Annotated in this window: 15 protein-coding genes; all 15 read right to left on the bottom strand. The window is 42.9% G+C overall.

Annotated features, from left to right (window positions below; translation table 11 throughout):
• Nucleotides 1-90: 90 nt before the first annotated feature.
• Nucleotides 91-858: a menaquinol-cytochrome c reductase cytochrome b/c subunit gene (locus CS060_RS07860; RefSeq protein ID WP_006319470.1), complete on the bottom strand. Its 768-nt coding sequence runs from the start codon at nucleotides 856-858 to the stop codon at nucleotides 91-93.
• 25 nt (nucleotides 859-883) lie between these two features.
• Nucleotides 884-1558, bottom strand: coding sequence for a menaquinol-cytochrome c reductase cytochrome b subunit (gene qcrB / locus CS060_RS07855; protein ID WP_006319468.1), 675 nt, complete (start codon nucleotides 1556-1558; stop codon nucleotides 884-886).
• Nucleotides 1559-1561: 3 nt separating this feature from the next.
• On the bottom strand, nucleotides 1562-2071 hold the full coding sequence (locus CS060_RS07850; protein WP_035019805.1) for a Rieske (2Fe-2S) protein: 510 nt from the start codon (nucleotides 2069-2071) through the stop codon (nucleotides 1562-1564).
• 129 nt (nucleotides 2072-2200) lie between these two features.
• Nucleotides 2201-2635, bottom strand: a complete 435-nt coding sequence (locus CS060_RS07845) for a YpiF family protein (RefSeq protein ID WP_035050566.1) — start codon at nucleotides 2633-2635, stop codon at nucleotides 2201-2203.
• A 105-nt stretch (nucleotides 2636-2740) separates the two neighbouring features.
• Nucleotides 2741-3265, bottom strand: coding sequence for a ReoY family proteolytic degradation factor (locus tag CS060_RS07840; RefSeq protein WP_035050565.1), 525 nt, complete (start codon nucleotides 3263-3265; stop codon nucleotides 2741-2743).
• Between the two features lie 31 nt (nucleotides 3266-3296).
• Nucleotides 3297-4550 carry a tetratricopeptide repeat protein gene (locus CS060_RS07835; RefSeq protein ID WP_099668851.1) on the bottom strand — a complete coding sequence of 418 codons (1254 nt, stop codon included), beginning with the start codon at nucleotides 4548-4550 and terminating at the stop codon, nucleotides 3297-3299.
• Between the two features lie 90 nt (nucleotides 4551-4640).
• On the bottom strand, nucleotides 4641-5927 hold the full coding sequence (gene aroA / locus CS060_RS07830) for a 3-phosphoshikimate 1-carboxyvinyltransferase (protein ID WP_035050563.1): 1287 nt from the start codon (nucleotides 5925-5927) through the stop codon (nucleotides 4641-4643).
• Between the two features lie 14 nt (nucleotides 5928-5941).
• Nucleotides 5942-7045, bottom strand: a complete 1104-nt coding sequence (locus CS060_RS07825; RefSeq protein WP_035050562.1) for a prephenate dehydrogenase — start codon at nucleotides 7043-7045, stop codon at nucleotides 5942-5944.
• Nucleotides 7027-8142, bottom strand: a complete 1116-nt coding sequence (gene hisC / locus CS060_RS07820; protein ID WP_035050561.1) for a histidinol-phosphate transaminase — start codon at nucleotides 8140-8142, stop codon at nucleotides 7027-7029. The genes CS060_RS07825 and hisC overlap by 19 nt, the downstream gene beginning before the upstream one ends.
• Complete coding sequence (gene trpA / locus CS060_RS07815) at nucleotides 8084-8923, bottom strand: tryptophan synthase subunit alpha (RefSeq protein WP_035050560.1); 840 nt, start codon at nucleotides 8921-8923, stop codon at nucleotides 8084-8086. Before trpA ends, hisC begins: the two co-directional genes overlap by 59 nt.
• Entirely contained in the window at nucleotides 8923-10116 is a 1194-nt protein-coding gene (gene trpB / locus CS060_RS07810; protein ID WP_035050559.1) for a tryptophan synthase subunit beta, read from the bottom strand. Before trpB ends, trpA begins: the two co-directional genes overlap by 1 nt.
• Nucleotides 10110-10745: a phosphoribosylanthranilate isomerase gene (locus CS060_RS07805; protein ID WP_035050557.1), complete on the bottom strand. Its 636-nt coding sequence runs from the start codon at nucleotides 10743-10745 to the stop codon at nucleotides 10110-10112. Before CS060_RS07805 ends, trpB begins: the two co-directional genes overlap by 7 nt.
• Nucleotides 10742-11503, bottom strand: a complete 762-nt coding sequence (gene trpC, locus CS060_RS07800; protein ID WP_035050555.1) for an indole-3-glycerol phosphate synthase TrpC — start codon at nucleotides 11501-11503, stop codon at nucleotides 10742-10744. Before trpC ends, CS060_RS07805 begins: the two co-directional genes overlap by 4 nt.
• Nucleotides 11496-12506 (bottom strand): anthranilate phosphoribosyltransferase, encoded by a 1011-nt coding sequence (trpD, locus tag CS060_RS07795; RefSeq protein ID WP_035050554.1) that lies wholly within the window; start codon nucleotides 12504-12506, stop codon nucleotides 11496-11498. Before trpD ends, trpC begins: the two co-directional genes overlap by 8 nt.
• Nucleotides 12499-14004 (bottom strand): anthranilate synthase component I, encoded by a 1506-nt coding sequence (trpE, locus tag CS060_RS07790; RefSeq protein WP_035050553.1) that lies wholly within the window; start codon nucleotides 14002-14004, stop codon nucleotides 12499-12501. Before trpE ends, trpD begins: the two co-directional genes overlap by 8 nt.
• Between the last annotated feature and the right edge of the window lie 126 nt (nucleotides 14005-14130).

The raw sequence follows: 14130 nt of genomic DNA, 5'->3' as shown, positions 1-14130 counted from the left end.
GCCTTCGCAGTTCGGGACTTTCACCCTATAGATTGCACCCATGCCGAGCACACCAAAAAAGCTGACTGATGTTCAGTCAGCTTTTACACATTATTCTGCTTTTAAACCAGCGACAAACTCTGCAAGTTTTTGCAATTCTTCATCTGTGCCTTTGAAAATACCAGCTGGCATGCCACCTTTACCATTTTTCGCGATGTTAGCAATTTCTTCTGGAGATAATCCTGTACCAACAAGAGATGGTGCCGCCGGACCACCTTGCAAGTTTTCACCGTGACATGTTAAACATGTGTTTGCTTCTAAAATTTTATATCCTTCTGCATTTTTGTCAATGTCTACTTCTGCACGAATTTTTCCTTGTTCAGCCGCTGCTTCCCAGTCGTGCGTGACGACAGATTCCCATGTTAAGAAAATGATTGCAGCAAGCGTAAGCAACATCATACCGACAGCAACTGGACGTTTTGATGGACGACGCTCTGGACCACGATCTAAAAACGGTGCAAGCAATAACGCACCAAATGCAAGTCCAGGAATAATAATCGCTCCAACAACTGTATATGGACCAGATGCAAATGAGTACTTCAATAGTTGGTATAAGAATAAGAAGTACCAGTCTGGAAGCGGAATATAACTTGTATCTGTCGGATCCGCAATTCGCTCAAGCGGCGACGGATGCGCAACGGTTAAACATAAAAAGCCGATTAAAAAGACGGAGCCGACCATCCATTCTTTTAATAAAAAGTTCGGCCAAAACGCCTCGGTTTTCCCCGGATATTCGGAATAGTCTTTCGGAATGTTCGGCTTGCGCATTGCAGGTACGCGCGAGTCGCCGACAAATTTCATCCCTTTTCCGCGATGCATAGCGTTCCCTCCCTTATGCTAAATTTTACAGTGGACCAGAAATTCCTTGTTTTCGAATCATTAAGAAGTGTGCAGCCATTAATCCTAATAACGCTCCAGGCAAGAAGAACACGTGAATCGCAAAGAAGCGCGTTAACGTTTGAGCTCCAACGATTTCGTGATGACCTGCCAATAACGTTTTAATCGCTGGACCGATGACTGGTGTTGCTTCAGCAATTTGCAATCCTACTTTTGTCGCAAAGAGCGCTTTCATATCCCAAGGTAATAAGTAGCCTGTGAAACCAAGCCCCATCATGACCATAAAAATAAGTACACCAACGATCCAGTTCAACTCACGTGGCTTTTTGTAAGCACCTTGGAAAAATACGCGCAACGTATGTAAAAACATCATCACAATAACGAGACTTGCTCCCCAGTGATGCATGCCGCGCACAATTTGTCCAAATGCTACTTCGTTTTGTAAGTAATACACAGATTCCCAAGCGTTTTTAATATCTGGTACGTAATACATCGTTAAAAACATACCAGATAAAATTTGGATAACTGTAACGAAAAACGTTAATCCACCAAAGCAGTAAACAAACGCTGAAAAATGATGCGCAGGGTTTACGTGCTCTGGCACTTCATGGTCTGCGATATCGCGCCACAAAGGCGTAATATCTAGCCGCTCGTCAACCCAATCATAAATCTTATTAAGCATGTATTACGCCTCCCCTCGTGGTTTCGCTTTCCCTAAATACAACGTGCCATCTTTTACTTCGTATTCGTAACGGTCTAATGGAGCTGGTGGTGGCGTGTTTGGCACGTTCGTTCCGTCCTTTTCATATAAACCGTAGTGACAAGGACAGAAGAAACGGTTCGGATTGCTTTTGTCACCATTCCAGTTCACCGTACAGCCAAGATGTTTACAAATTGGTGATAGCGCAACGATATCCCCTTTTTCATCTTTAAATACCCAAGCCGATCTTGGCTCTTCTGATTCGTACCACGCGTCTTTTACTTTTACTTTGAAGTCGAAGCGCTGTGGTTCTGTCGTAATGTCTTTCACTTGGGCAACCGCAACCATATCTTGCCCAGCTTCTTCTTTTAAGATCGGATCTAAGGCGAAGCGCACCATTGGTGATAAAATGCCCGCTGCCATAAATCCACCTACACCTGTTAACGTGTAGTTTAAAAATTGCCGTCTTGACACGCGATGCTTTTTCTCGCTCATCGTTTTCCCCCCTCTATGCAAAGTTAAGTCCATCCGGACGAATTGTTATAACACATATATAAAACTAGGACAACCTAATGATATATCATGTTTCCACCAAGGTCAATATAATGATAGTGTAAACGCTATCTAATTTTTTAACGTCCATTTTGCGACTAACGCATCCATCACTTGTTCAACTTGTTGACGAACAACTTTTTGCTTATATGCTTCATCTGCATGCTCAAGTGGAAGCGCTGGTACATAAATAAACGACTCATCCGCGATATCCGCATGTGAAGTGACAAAACATATATGTTGAAATCCCGCTTGTTTAAGCACATTAGTCCATTCATGCACACGCGCTTGTATTTGTTCTTGCACAACATATGTCAGAGGCGGAAATAACATCACTCTCCCTTTAAATTGTCGCTCCACTTCGTTCGCAATAAACAACGTATGCTCGCTCATTTCAGCAAACGCTTTCATATTCGTGTTCCCGATCGGTATACAAGGAACGAGCGCTGTGTCAACATACTCTTTCGCTTGTTGATACATGTCTACATCTTTTGCTGTCCATTTCATTCAAATCACTCCTTATGTTTCCATATTACACGAAACGCATATGTATTTTTTTGAACGTTTTGTGACAAATATATGCATAGTAAAAAGCGTTGCGAAAACACGAGGTTAGCGCAACGCTTTTAATTGTTCGGTCAGCTCGCGAAATTTTTGTTCATCTTGCTGATCTAGCGCCTCGTCAATTAACCGCATAATTTTTTGTCGTTGAAAATGTTGAATCGATTGATGAACGATTGTTTCAACAAGTTGTTCGTCTTGTTTATTGACCCGTTTTGGCATGTACGGATTTTCTTCAAGTACCGCCACGTATTGCGGTGAATGGAAAGCACCGCGAAAATTAAGTTGAATGTAAATATCCTCATCACGATTTAAGCGAATATCGTGAAACGATTTTTCCGCATCTGTCGTGACGACGTTTTGCTTATAAAATCGAAACGGCACATCATCGACACAATGCGTCGACATCATCATGCCGCGCGGACAATATTCCGCATGTTCCACAAAGTGCACTTTTTCCATGAGCGCATCATGACTAAGTAAATAGTTTAAAATCCATACACATTCACGCCGTTTTAATTGATAATTGTTTAAAAACCAACGAACAAACTCTTTCTTCTCCCGAACAGAAACCATTCCCTTCCCCCCTTGCATCCGAATGACAACATCATTCAAACTGCAACATCATATGGGCAATCTCTTCGTTTGTCGGATCGATACGTAATAGTTGTTCAAATATATCTTTCGCCCTTTCCCTTCTTCCCTCCTCAAATAAAAAGTAGCCAAAATCATATAAAAAGTTTGGATCATCTTTAAAAAAAGTATATGCCTCTTCATAATGATTTAATGCCTGATCATACATTTCAAGCTTTTGCTTCGCCTTCGCAAGCTCCCATTCAAATTGGGGATCGTACTCGCCTTGATCGATTGCTTGTTGAATGACATGGACAACGTCTTCATACCGCTCCTCATGAAACAGCAAACTCGTCTGTATAAACAACGCTTCTAAATAACCCGGATCAATGTCTAGCGCTTTTTCAATGTAGGTTAGCGCTTCCTCCCGTTTTCCGAGTTTCAATGCAATTTTCCCAGCATATACAAGCAATTCTTTATTCCATTCATCTATTGTTAATCCTTCTTTTGCTATTTCGTAACTTTGTTGAATATCTCCTTCTTGTTCATACGATTTTGCTAAAAATAAATAAAGAGGCACATACTCGTGATCGAGCGCTTTTAACTCACTAAATTTCGCAATAGCTGTTTTATATGCTTCTGCTTGATATGCAGTAAATCCGTATTGAAATAACGTATGCGCATCGAAACGTTCGTTTAATGCTTCCTCATAATAAGATAGCGATCGTTCAAATTCACCAAGTAAGCTATATGCTTCCGCTATGCGCTGGGCAATGACGGTACCTGCGAGCGTTTTTGTTTTGTTGATGACTTGTTCATAATAAAACAAACTTTTTTGATATTGGCCGATCGTAAAATATAACTCCGCTAATGCAAATTGAACAAGAGGTTCGTTCGGCATTTTTTCATACGCTTTTAATAGCTTTTGTTCACTCACTTCATCTAATCCTTGCATTTGGTAAAGGTCTGCCATTAACAAGCATGCACGCACATAATACGGATCATCCTCGTCAATATCAAGCAACAATTCAAGCGCTTCTTCCTCTTTATCCATTTCTGTATATATTTCTGCTAAAAAGAGTTGTAGTTCACGTTCGTCTGGATAACGTGTAAGCAACATACGAACGAGCGATTCCGCCTCTTCCAACAATCCCCACGAAAATAGTTGATCAGCTAACGTATATCGCTCTTCATCGCTTCCGTTTTGTTTTACTTGCTCCGCAAGCGCTAATGCGCGTTCCACATCTCCTTGTTCAACGAGTTGAACGATTTGATCTAACTTTTCCATCAATTTCACCCTCATTATTCGTATCATCACGCTTTATCATACCATCGAACAAATAAGCATGCAAAAAAAAGAAGCTGATCCGTCATAGAATCAGCTTTGTAACATACGAAGATGGTCAAAAAACGCCGGATATGACACGGCAATCGCTTCGGGATGTTGAAGGATAACACTTCCTTTTGTGATGCACGCCGCGATCGCTAACATCATGCCAATGCGATGATCACCGTAGCTATCAACAACCGTATTTTCGGCATAAAGCGGTGTTTTTCCGTGAATGATCATTCCGTCTTCCGTCGCTTCGATGTGAGCGCCAAGCTTTCGCAACTCGGATACAACTGTTGCGATGCGATCCGTTTCTTTTACTTTTAACTCGCTTGCATCTGTAATGATTGTCGTTCCTTCTGCTTGCGTCGCTAAAAGAGCAATAATCGGAATTTCGTCAATTAATCGCGGAATGATATCACCACCGATACGCGTTGCCTCCAATGTCGATGTACGAACGGTAATATCAGCTACAGGCTCACTTTCTTCATTGCGAACATTTTCAATCGAAATATCTGCCCCCATGTTTTTTAATACATCAATAATACCTGTACGCGTCGGGTTGATTCCGACATGTTTTAACGTAATTTCGCTATTTGGGACGATCGCCCCAGCGACTAAAAAGAACGCAGCAGAAGAAATATCGCCCGGCACTTCTATATCAATTGCTTGAAGCGTTTGTTTCCCCGTGACGGAAACACTACGTCCGTCAACATGGACGTCCGCACCAAATGCACGCAACATACGCTCGGTATGATCGCGCGACTGATGTGGTTCAGTAACCGTTGTTGTTCCTTCAGCATGTAACCCAGCAAGCAAAATGGCTGATTTTACTTGCGCACTAGCGACAGGGGAATGATATGTAATTGGCTGGAGTTGTCCGCCACGAATCGCTAACGGTGTGTATCGACCTTGTTCCCTTCCGTCGATATGTGCACCCATTTGTTTGAGCGGTTTTGTCACGCGATCCATTGGCCGTTTTGCGATTGAATCATCTCCAATTAAACAAGCATGAAACGGACAAGCGGCTAAAATGCCTAACAATAAACGTGTTGTCGTTCCTGAGTTGCCAACGTTTAATATATGTTTAGGCTCTTTTAATCCGTCAATTCCTTTTCCTTCAACGATGACTTCATTCCCTTGCTGTGTAATTTCTACCCCCATTTGACGAAAACAATCGATTGTACTTAAACAATCTTCACCCGTTAAAAAATTTGTCACTCGTGTCGTCCCTTTCGCAAGCGCACCAAACATAATGGCGCGGTGAGAAATGGACTTATCTCCCGGGACAGCAATTTCTCCTCGCAATGCATGGATATTTGTTTTTAACTCCATCATTCCACCCTCTTTTACACAACGTACGTTTCATAGTTCGTATTGGCTTCAATACAATGTTTCGCTCGTTGACGGTCATCTTCTGTTTGAAAACTTAAACGAAGTACACCGTAAATATCTTCACGCGTTTCGATAATACGAATGTTTGTAATGCTAATACGCTCTTTTGCTAAATAGCCCGTAATTTCAGAAATAACCCCCGGATAGTCTGGCACATCGACATATAAATCATAAAAGGAAGGGATCGCCCCTTTCGTTCGGGCAGGCAATCCGTCACGAAACTGTTTCGCTTCATGAAAATAATGATAAATCCGGTCGCTATCCCCATCAGCAACATACGTACGAATTTTTTTCATCTCCTCGATCCAACGATCAAATAGTTGCAACAGTTCCTCTTTATTATGTATAAAAATATCGCGCCACATTTCTGGATTGCTTGAGGCAATGCGCGTAATATCACGAAATCCACCGGCCGCCAATCGGCTCACAAGTTCATCTTCTCGTTCGTACTGCTGTGCTTGATGAACGAGGCTTGCTGCAACGATGTGCGGAAAGTGACTAATGACGCCAGCAATGCGGTCATGCTCTTTCGGTGTTAATGTAACAAAGTGTGCTTTCGTTCCTTTAAGCCAATGTTTTAGACGTATGACATCTTCTTCTTTCACATGTTCCGTCGGCGTTAAAATGTAAAATGCATTTTCAAACAAATGCGCACGCGCAGCTGCCACTCCGCTTTTATGTGAACCTGCCATCGGATGTCCACCGATAAACGACACCCCTTTTTCTAATAACGGCAACGCTTGCTCGACAATGCGTTCTTTTGTGCTTCCTACATCTGTAACAATGACATGTGGCCGTAAAGACAGACCGACCAACTCATGAAGCAATTGCTCTGTTTGAACGACAGGTGCAGCGAGCACGATGACATCTGCTTCACATGCCCCTTGAGCAAACGATGGTACCGCTTCGTCAATGACACCGAGCGAACGAGCTAGACGCATTGATTCATCTAATACGTCATATCCGATTATTGTGGCGTCCGGATGCGCTCGCTTGATCGCAAGCGCAATCGAACCGCCGATTAAGCCAAGACCGGCAACTAAAACGTTTCCTTGCAAAGTTGCTCCCTTCTTTCTTTTAACATGTTCGCTAATGTACGAATGATCGTTTCGTTTTGTTCCGCCGATCCGACTGTAATGCGCACAGCGGTCGGAAAACCGAGAGCGCATCCTGAACGAACGATAATGCCGCGTTGCAGCAAATACGTAAACACTTCATCACCGCTAAAACCAAAATCGATTAAAATAAAATTTCCCTCTGATTTGTAGTAGCGCAAACTGTACTCATCACAAAATGCGTAAAATTGGTTTAAACCTTGTTTATTTTTTTGTGCACATTGTTGAATAAATGTTTGGTCGTTTAATGCAGCCCGTGCAGCAACTTGAGCAAGACGAGACGTGTTAAATGGCTCACGCGCTGGCTCGATCGCTTGTAAAATATGTTCATGTGCAATGCCATATCCGATACGAAGCGCTGCTAACCCGTATGCTTTAGAAAACGTGCGTAAAATCATCATATTTTCATATTGCCGAAGCAAAGAAACCGTATCCGGATAATCTTCCGCTTGCACGTATTCGTAATACGCTTCATCGACAACGACGAGCACGTGTTTAGGCACTTTGTCCAAAAAGGCACGTAAAGAAGCGTCATTGACATACGTACCTGTCGGATTGTTTGGACTACAAATCCAAACGACGCGCGTATCGTCGTCGATCGCTTCAAGCATCGCTTCTAAATGATGATGTCCGTCTTGAAGCGGAATCTCACGCACTTCCGCACCTTCGATGATCGCATTATGACGATATTGCGGAAACGTCGGCGTAGCCATCACTGTATTCGTTCCTTTTTGTAAAAAGGCGCGACAAACGATTTGAACGACTTCATCCGAACCGTTTCCAAAAATAAGTTGTTTTTCATTGACGCCAACATGCTTAGCGAGCGCCTCGCGCAACGACCGGCTATATCCGTCAGGATATAGTGCTAAGTAATCAAGCTCTGCAATCATCGCTTGTTGCACGAGAGGTGAACATCCGTACGGATTTTCATTTGATGCGAGTTTAATTACCGTTTCTAACTGATATTCGCGTTTTACTTCCTCAATCGGTTTGCCCGGTTGATACGGTTTTAGTTGTTTCAGTTGTTGTTTGACTTTCATTTTTCCCCACCCTTTTTAATGGTTCAATAAGTGAAACGACATATTGAGAAAAAGCGATGAGCGCATTTGAGCGTGTATGCACATCGTTTAACTGATGTTGAAGCTGTTCAATTTTTTGTACAATGGCGCTGCCGATGACGACGCCATCACATACGTGTTGAAGTCGCTCCACTTGATCAGCCGTCGAAATACCAAATCCAACGACAACAGGAACACGGCTATATGATTTCACTTGTTGCAAAAATTCGTACAATTGTTTTGGCAACGAATCCCGAATGCCTGTTACACCTAATGATGACACGCAATATAAAAACGATTGAGCTTGCGAGGCAATCATTGCGATGCGTTCATGAGACGTTGGGGCGACGAGCGAAATATAAGGAATTCCATATGTGTCACCTAATATTCTCATATGCTCGCTTTCTTCAAACGGTAAATCTGGAATGAGCACGCCGCTCGCACCGTTTTGTTGCGCTAAAGCAAAAAAGCGTTCTTCTCCTAATTGTAACACAGGATTGTAATACGTAAAGACAATAATCGGAATTTTTACACCTTTTTTTCGCATTTGGCCGATGAGTTCAAGCGCTCTTGTTAAGGTCATTCCATTTTTTAGAGCCCGGCTCGCTGCCCGTTGAATGATCGGGCCATCTGCAAGCGGATCCGAGTATGGTACACCAAGCTCTAATATCGTTGCACCTGCCTGTTCAAGAGCAATAACTAAATCGATCGTCACTTCTTCACACGGATCGCCCGCCACGATAAATGGAATAAAATGTTTCATTACCGCTCATCCCCTTCCAAATAGTTCATCACCGTTTGCACATCTTTATCTCCTCTTCCTGATAAACAAACGAGAATCGTTTCATGTTTTGGGCGAAGGGGGGCGATTTGAAACGCTTTGGCAAGCGCGTGGGCAGATTCGATTGCTGGAATGATTCCTTCTGTTTCTGCAGTCATTTGAAGGGCTGCAATCGCTTCCTCGTCCGTTACACTCTCATAGCGAACGCGTCCAATATGTGCTAAATATGCATGCTCTGGTCCAACACCTGGATAATCTAACCCTGCTGAAATCGAATATGGTTCTGTAATTTGACCGTGCTCATCTTGCAATACGTATGTGAGGGAACCGTGAATGACACCTTTTGTTCCTTTTGTTATTGTTGCGGCATGCTCAGTTGTATGCACACCTTTTCCTGCTGCCTCAACGCCAATACATTCAACATCATCATCTAAGAATGGATGAAACATACCGATTGCATTACTTCCACCACCAACACAAGCAATGATCGTGTCCGGAAGTTTTCCTTCTGCTTTTAACATTTGTTCGCGCGCTTCTTCGCCGATAATGCGTTGAAATTCACGCACCATCATCGGATACGGATGAGGTCCAACAACAGAGCCAATCATGTAAAAATGATCGTCACAATGCTCTACCCAATAACGAATCGCTTCGTTTGTCGCATCTTTGAGTGTACGGTTGCCGCTTGTTACTGGAATGACTTGTGCACCAAGTAGTTTCATACGAAATACGTTTAATGATTGCCGTTTCACATCTTCTTCACCCATAAACACTTTACATTCCATACCAAAACGAGCGGCAACAGTAGCGGCAGCTACTCCGTGTTGTCCTGCACCTGTTTCAGCGATTATTTTTCGTTTCCCCATTCGTTTCGCTAACAGCGCTTGCCCAATCGCGTTGTTAATTTTATGAGCACCTGTATGGTTTAAGTCTTCACGTTTAAAGTACATTTTCGCCCCGCCTAATCGTTCTGTCAAGTTTTTTGCAAATGTTAAGGCGGTCGGACGGCCTGAATATTCATACAAATGATGCATATATTCCGCATGGAACGAAGAATCAGCCAGTGCTTCATGCAATTGGTTCTCTATATCAGCTAACGGACGCATTAATGTTTCTGGAACAAACTTTCCACCAAACATACCAAAGCGACCACGTTCATTTGGTAACGTCAACATTTCATCACCTTCTGTTCAATTTGTTTTATTTTTTGTTCACTTTTCTGCTCGTCTTCTTCAATTCCACTACTAATATCTATACCGAACGGCTCATATGCTAACAGTTGCTCAACGTTGTCTGGCGTAATGCCTCCTGCAATGAAGCACGGAACACCTTGACGTTTTGCTTCTTCCATATAACAAGGGACGGTAGTCCAATCAAACGAAACCCCCGTTCCGCCCCATGCTCCTTTGCGACCACTATCAATGACAAAACCGTCTGCAACTCCTTCCCATATACGCATATATGACCATGCTTCTGGTATGTGATGAATGACTTTCCAAACTGGAAGTTGAAAAGCCTCTTTGATCTCCCTTACTGTCTGAACAGTTTCCATCCCATGACATTGAATAATGGATAATGGAACGTGCTCGAGAACGGAAGCAACGGAATGAATCGTTGGATGAACGAAAACCCCAACGATTTGTTTTGTTTCAAGTTGAACGACAGATAACCATCGTTTTACATTTTTCGGTTCGACCTTTCGCTTGCTTTCCGCAAAAACGAATCCGATATAGTCCGCTTTGCTTTTGGCAATAAGTTGCACATCTTGCAACGAACGATTGCCACAATATTTTAAGACGGTCATATTTCACGCTCCCCAAACAATTCATAAATGGCTACATCGACTGCTGGCTTCCGCATAAGTGCTTCACCAACGAGCATCGCATGAGCACCCGCTTGTCGTACCTTCTGCACGTCATCGTATGTGTGAATGCCACTTTCACTAACAATGATGCACTGAGGCAAAAGAGGAACAATTTGTGTCGTCACATGCAACGATGTGTGAAAGGTTGTTAAATCGCGATTATTGATACCGATCACTGTCGGTGTGAAACGTTTTAAAATCGCTTCTACTGTTTTGGGAGCATGCACTTCCACTAAACATTGCAATCCCATCTCATGCGCTTCTTCATACAATTCATGCAAAAAACTCGGATCAAGCGCTTCACCAATGAGCAAAATGGCATCTGCACCAATGCGTACACTTTCGATAAGTTGTTTACGATCAATAATAAAGTCTTTACGTAAAATCGGAATTTGCACATGTTGTTTCACTTGCGTCACGTATGAACGATGACCTGCAAAATATCGTTCATCTGTTAAAACAGACACAGCATCCGCACCTGCTCGCTCGTATGCGCGGGCAATATCAACGACATTCATATGTTGTCGAATGATCCCTTTCGATGGTGAAGCTTTTTTCACTTCTGCAATCAAACCTAGGATACGATATGGCTTGGCTAAAGCATCGTAAAACGAACGGCGTGGAAGTTGTTCATATGTCTCTGGTAATTGTAACGATGAAACTTCTTCTCTCTTTGTTTGTAAAATTGTTTCAAGCATACATTGCACCTCGCAATCGTTGTAAATATGCATAAGCATGGCCAGTTTCAATGGCTCGCTTCGCCATATTGACTCCATCTTCAATATCCGATGCGGCACCGGCAACGTATAATGCAACACCTGCGTTTAGTAAAACGATATTTGTCGCACTTTCATTTGCACGTTGGGCAAACACACGTTCAATGAGTTCGGCACTTTCACTTACACTATGAACACATATATCGGACAAGCAACCACGCGGTAATCCTACATCTTCTGGAGTAATAGTACGTTGAATAATATGACCGTTTTTCAGCTCAATCAATTGTGTTTCCGCAGCGATACTACATTCATCTAGCCCGTCACTGCTTGTGACAAACACCGTATGTGCTGTTCCGATTTGCTGCAACGCTTCTGCCATGTTTTGCGCATCTTTTGCATGAGGAACACCAATAACTTGCCTTTTCGGTCGCGCAGGATTGACGAGTGGACCAAGCAAATTAAATACCGTTCGCATTTTTAAACTTTGACGAATGGGGGCAACATGCTTCATTGCTTCATGATAAAATGGAGCGAATAAAAAAACGAGCCGATGTGTGCGTAATGCTTTTTTTGCTTCTTCTTCCGTTTTCGGCATCGGGATAAGGAAATGCTCAATGACATTTGCGCTTCCGCTTGTCGACGACACCGCACGATTGCCATGTTTCGCAACAGGAATGTTCAGGGATGCAACAAGCAACGCGACAGCTGTCGAAATATTAAACGTCCCTTTTCCGTCTCCACCTGTTCCACACGTATCGATTACTGGTTCGTCGAACGAAACTGTTCGCATTCGTTCACGCATCGCCCGAATAAAGCCAACAAGCTCATCGACCGTTTCACCGCGAAAACGCAACAAAACTAAAAAAGCAGCTACTTGTTTTTCATCCACTTCCCCGCTCATCATCGCATGCATCGCCTCATACGCTTCTTGTTGCGTCAATGTTTGTTGTGCGACACATTTATGCAAAAACCGTTCAAACACATCTTTCTCCCCCTTTAAACACGTGCTCTGCAAGCTGAATCGCATGAATTAAAGCACTCGCCTTATTTCTCGTTTCTTTCCACTCCAATGCAGGCAATGAATCCGCAACTACTCCCGCACCTGCTTGTACGTATGCTACTTTATTTTTTAATATAGCTGTGCGAATGGCTATACACGAGTCAATATTCCCGTCAAAACCGATATAAGCAATCGCCCCCGCATATACGTTGCGTGCTGTCGGCTCTAGCTCTTGAATAATTTGCATCGCCCGAATTTTCGGTGCTCCACTCACCGTTCCTGCAGGAAAAGCAGCGATAAGGGCATCAAGCGGATGAACATCATCGCGAAGCGTTCCCGTTACTTTTGAGATTAAATGCATGACGTGTGAAAACTTCCCGACTTGCATAAATTGTGGTGTACGCACCGTTCCGTACATGGCGACGCGACCGATGTCATTACGTGCTAAATCGACAAGCATATAATGTTCCGCTCGCTCTTTCGGGTCATGAAGCAACTCGTTCATAAGCGCATCATCTTCTTGTTCATTTTTACCGCGACGACGCGTACCTGCGATCGGATCAATTTCAAGCTCCCTGTTTCGTACTTGAATGAGTTTTTCGGGAGAGCTACCAACGATTTGCTCTTCACCAATTTTTAAATAAAATAAGTATGGGGACGGATTTAATAAACGTAATAAACGATATAGCTCAAGTCCATCAATGGACGTTTCAATCTCAAATCGTTGGGACAACACCGTTTGGAACACATCTCCGCTTGCAATGTATGATTGAATGTTTTCAACGGCTTCATAGAACGTTTGCCGATCCATATTTGAACGAACCCGATCAAACGAAACAGATATGTTTCGGTCAAACATCATATGCGCTTGTTCATCGCAACCTTGAACCATTTGGCGCGCTAGCTCATCTATTCTTCGGCAAGCTACTTCATATTTTTCTGCTTGTTTTGCTTCATCATCCGCTTCCGTTAAACGAACATAATGAATGAGTAATAGCTCTTTTTTTACATGATCAAAGGCGAAAAGTGATTCACAAACGACGAAATGGACAATTTTCATTTGTAAATCGTTATACGCATGATAAGGAATTTTCTCGATGGAAGAAATAAAATCGTAGCTAATATAACCAACAGCTCCCCCGCGAAATGGGACGTCTAATGATAACAGTTGAACGTGAAGATGTTGCTGCATGACAGCAAACGCTTCTTGAATCGTCCCGGTGCACGCTAACACTTGTTGTTGTTCTTTCACAAAAAATTGTTTGCCATCATCGCTTTCAATCGACATAAATGGGCGAATACCGATGAATGAATAGCGCGACCAAGGGGACATGTCATCTTTGCTTTCAAGCAAAAACGATGCCTCATCACGTAACGCCATAAATAGTTGAATGGGTTGAAACGTATCTGCAAAAAAACGGCGCACAATCGGAATTGTTCGGAACTGGGAAGCTGCTTGTAAAAATGTAGCTATATCCATGATCGTTCTCCTTTCTTGGAGAATGAACATGAGGGGAAACAAAGAGGAAAGTAAAAAAGCCTAAAGACGAGCGGTCTTTAGGCGTACGTATCCTAATGATCCTCTGCTCCGCTCTCACTCATTCTC

Origin of the sequence: Anoxybacillus flavithermus (assembly GCF_002742685.1) — a bacterium.
Taxonomy (GTDB): domain Bacteria; phylum Bacillota; class Bacilli; order Bacillales; family Anoxybacillaceae; genus Anoxybacillus; species Anoxybacillus flavithermus_E.
Note: the sequence above shows the minus strand (reverse complement) of the source record. Positions and strands in the feature narration are given on the sequence as shown.

What these genes read in the sequence shown, in the direction of transcription:
- CS060_RS07860 (WP_006319470.1), bottom strand. Translation starts at nt 858, where the DNA reads ATGCATCGCGGAAAAGGGATGAAATTTGTCGGCGACTCGCGCGTACCT.
- qcrB (WP_006319468.1), bottom strand. Translation starts at nt 1,558, where the DNA reads ATGCTTAATAAGATTTATGATTGGGTTGACGAGCGGCTAGATATTACG.
- CS060_RS07850 (WP_035019805.1), bottom strand. Translation starts at nt 2,071, where the DNA reads ATGAGCGAGAAAAAGCATCGCGTGTCAAGACGGCAATTTTTAAACTAC.
- CS060_RS07845 (WP_035050566.1), bottom strand. Translation starts at nt 2,635, where the DNA reads ATGAAATGGACAGCAAAAGATGTAGACATGTATCAACAAGCGAAAGAG.
- CS060_RS07840 (WP_035050565.1), bottom strand. Translation starts at nt 3,265, where the DNA reads ATGGTTTCTGTTCGGGAGAAGAAAGAGTTTGTTCGTTGGTTTTTAAAC.
- CS060_RS07835 (WP_099668851.1), bottom strand. Translation starts at nt 4,550, where the DNA reads ATGGAAAAGTTAGATCAAATCGTTCAACTCGTTGAACAAGGAGATGTG.
- aroA (WP_035050563.1), bottom strand. Translation starts at nt 5,927, where the DNA reads ATGGAGTTAAAAACAAATATCCATGCATTGCGAGGAGAAATTGCTGTC.
- hisC (WP_035050561.1), bottom strand. Translation starts at nt 8,142, where the DNA reads ATGAAAGTCAAACAACAACTGAAACAACTAAAACCGTATCAACCGGGC.
- trpA (WP_035050560.1), bottom strand. Translation starts at nt 8,923, where the DNA reads ATGAAACATTTTATTCCATTTATCGTGGCGGGCGATCCGTGTGAAGAA.
- trpB (WP_035050559.1), bottom strand. Translation starts at nt 10,116, where the DNA reads ATGTTGACGTTACCAAATGAACGTGGTCGCTTTGGTATGTTTGGTGGA.
- CS060_RS07805 (WP_035050557.1), bottom strand. Translation starts at nt 10,745, where the DNA reads ATGACCGTCTTAAAATATTGTGGCAATCGTTCGTTGCAAGATGTGCAA.
- trpC (WP_035050555.1), bottom strand. Translation starts at nt 11,503, where the DNA reads ATGCTTGAAACAATTTTACAAACAAAGAGAGAAGAAGTTTCATCGTTA.
- trpE (WP_035050553.1), bottom strand. Translation starts at nt 14,004, where the DNA reads ATGGATATAGCTACATTTTTACAAGCAGCTTCCCAGTTCCGAACAATT.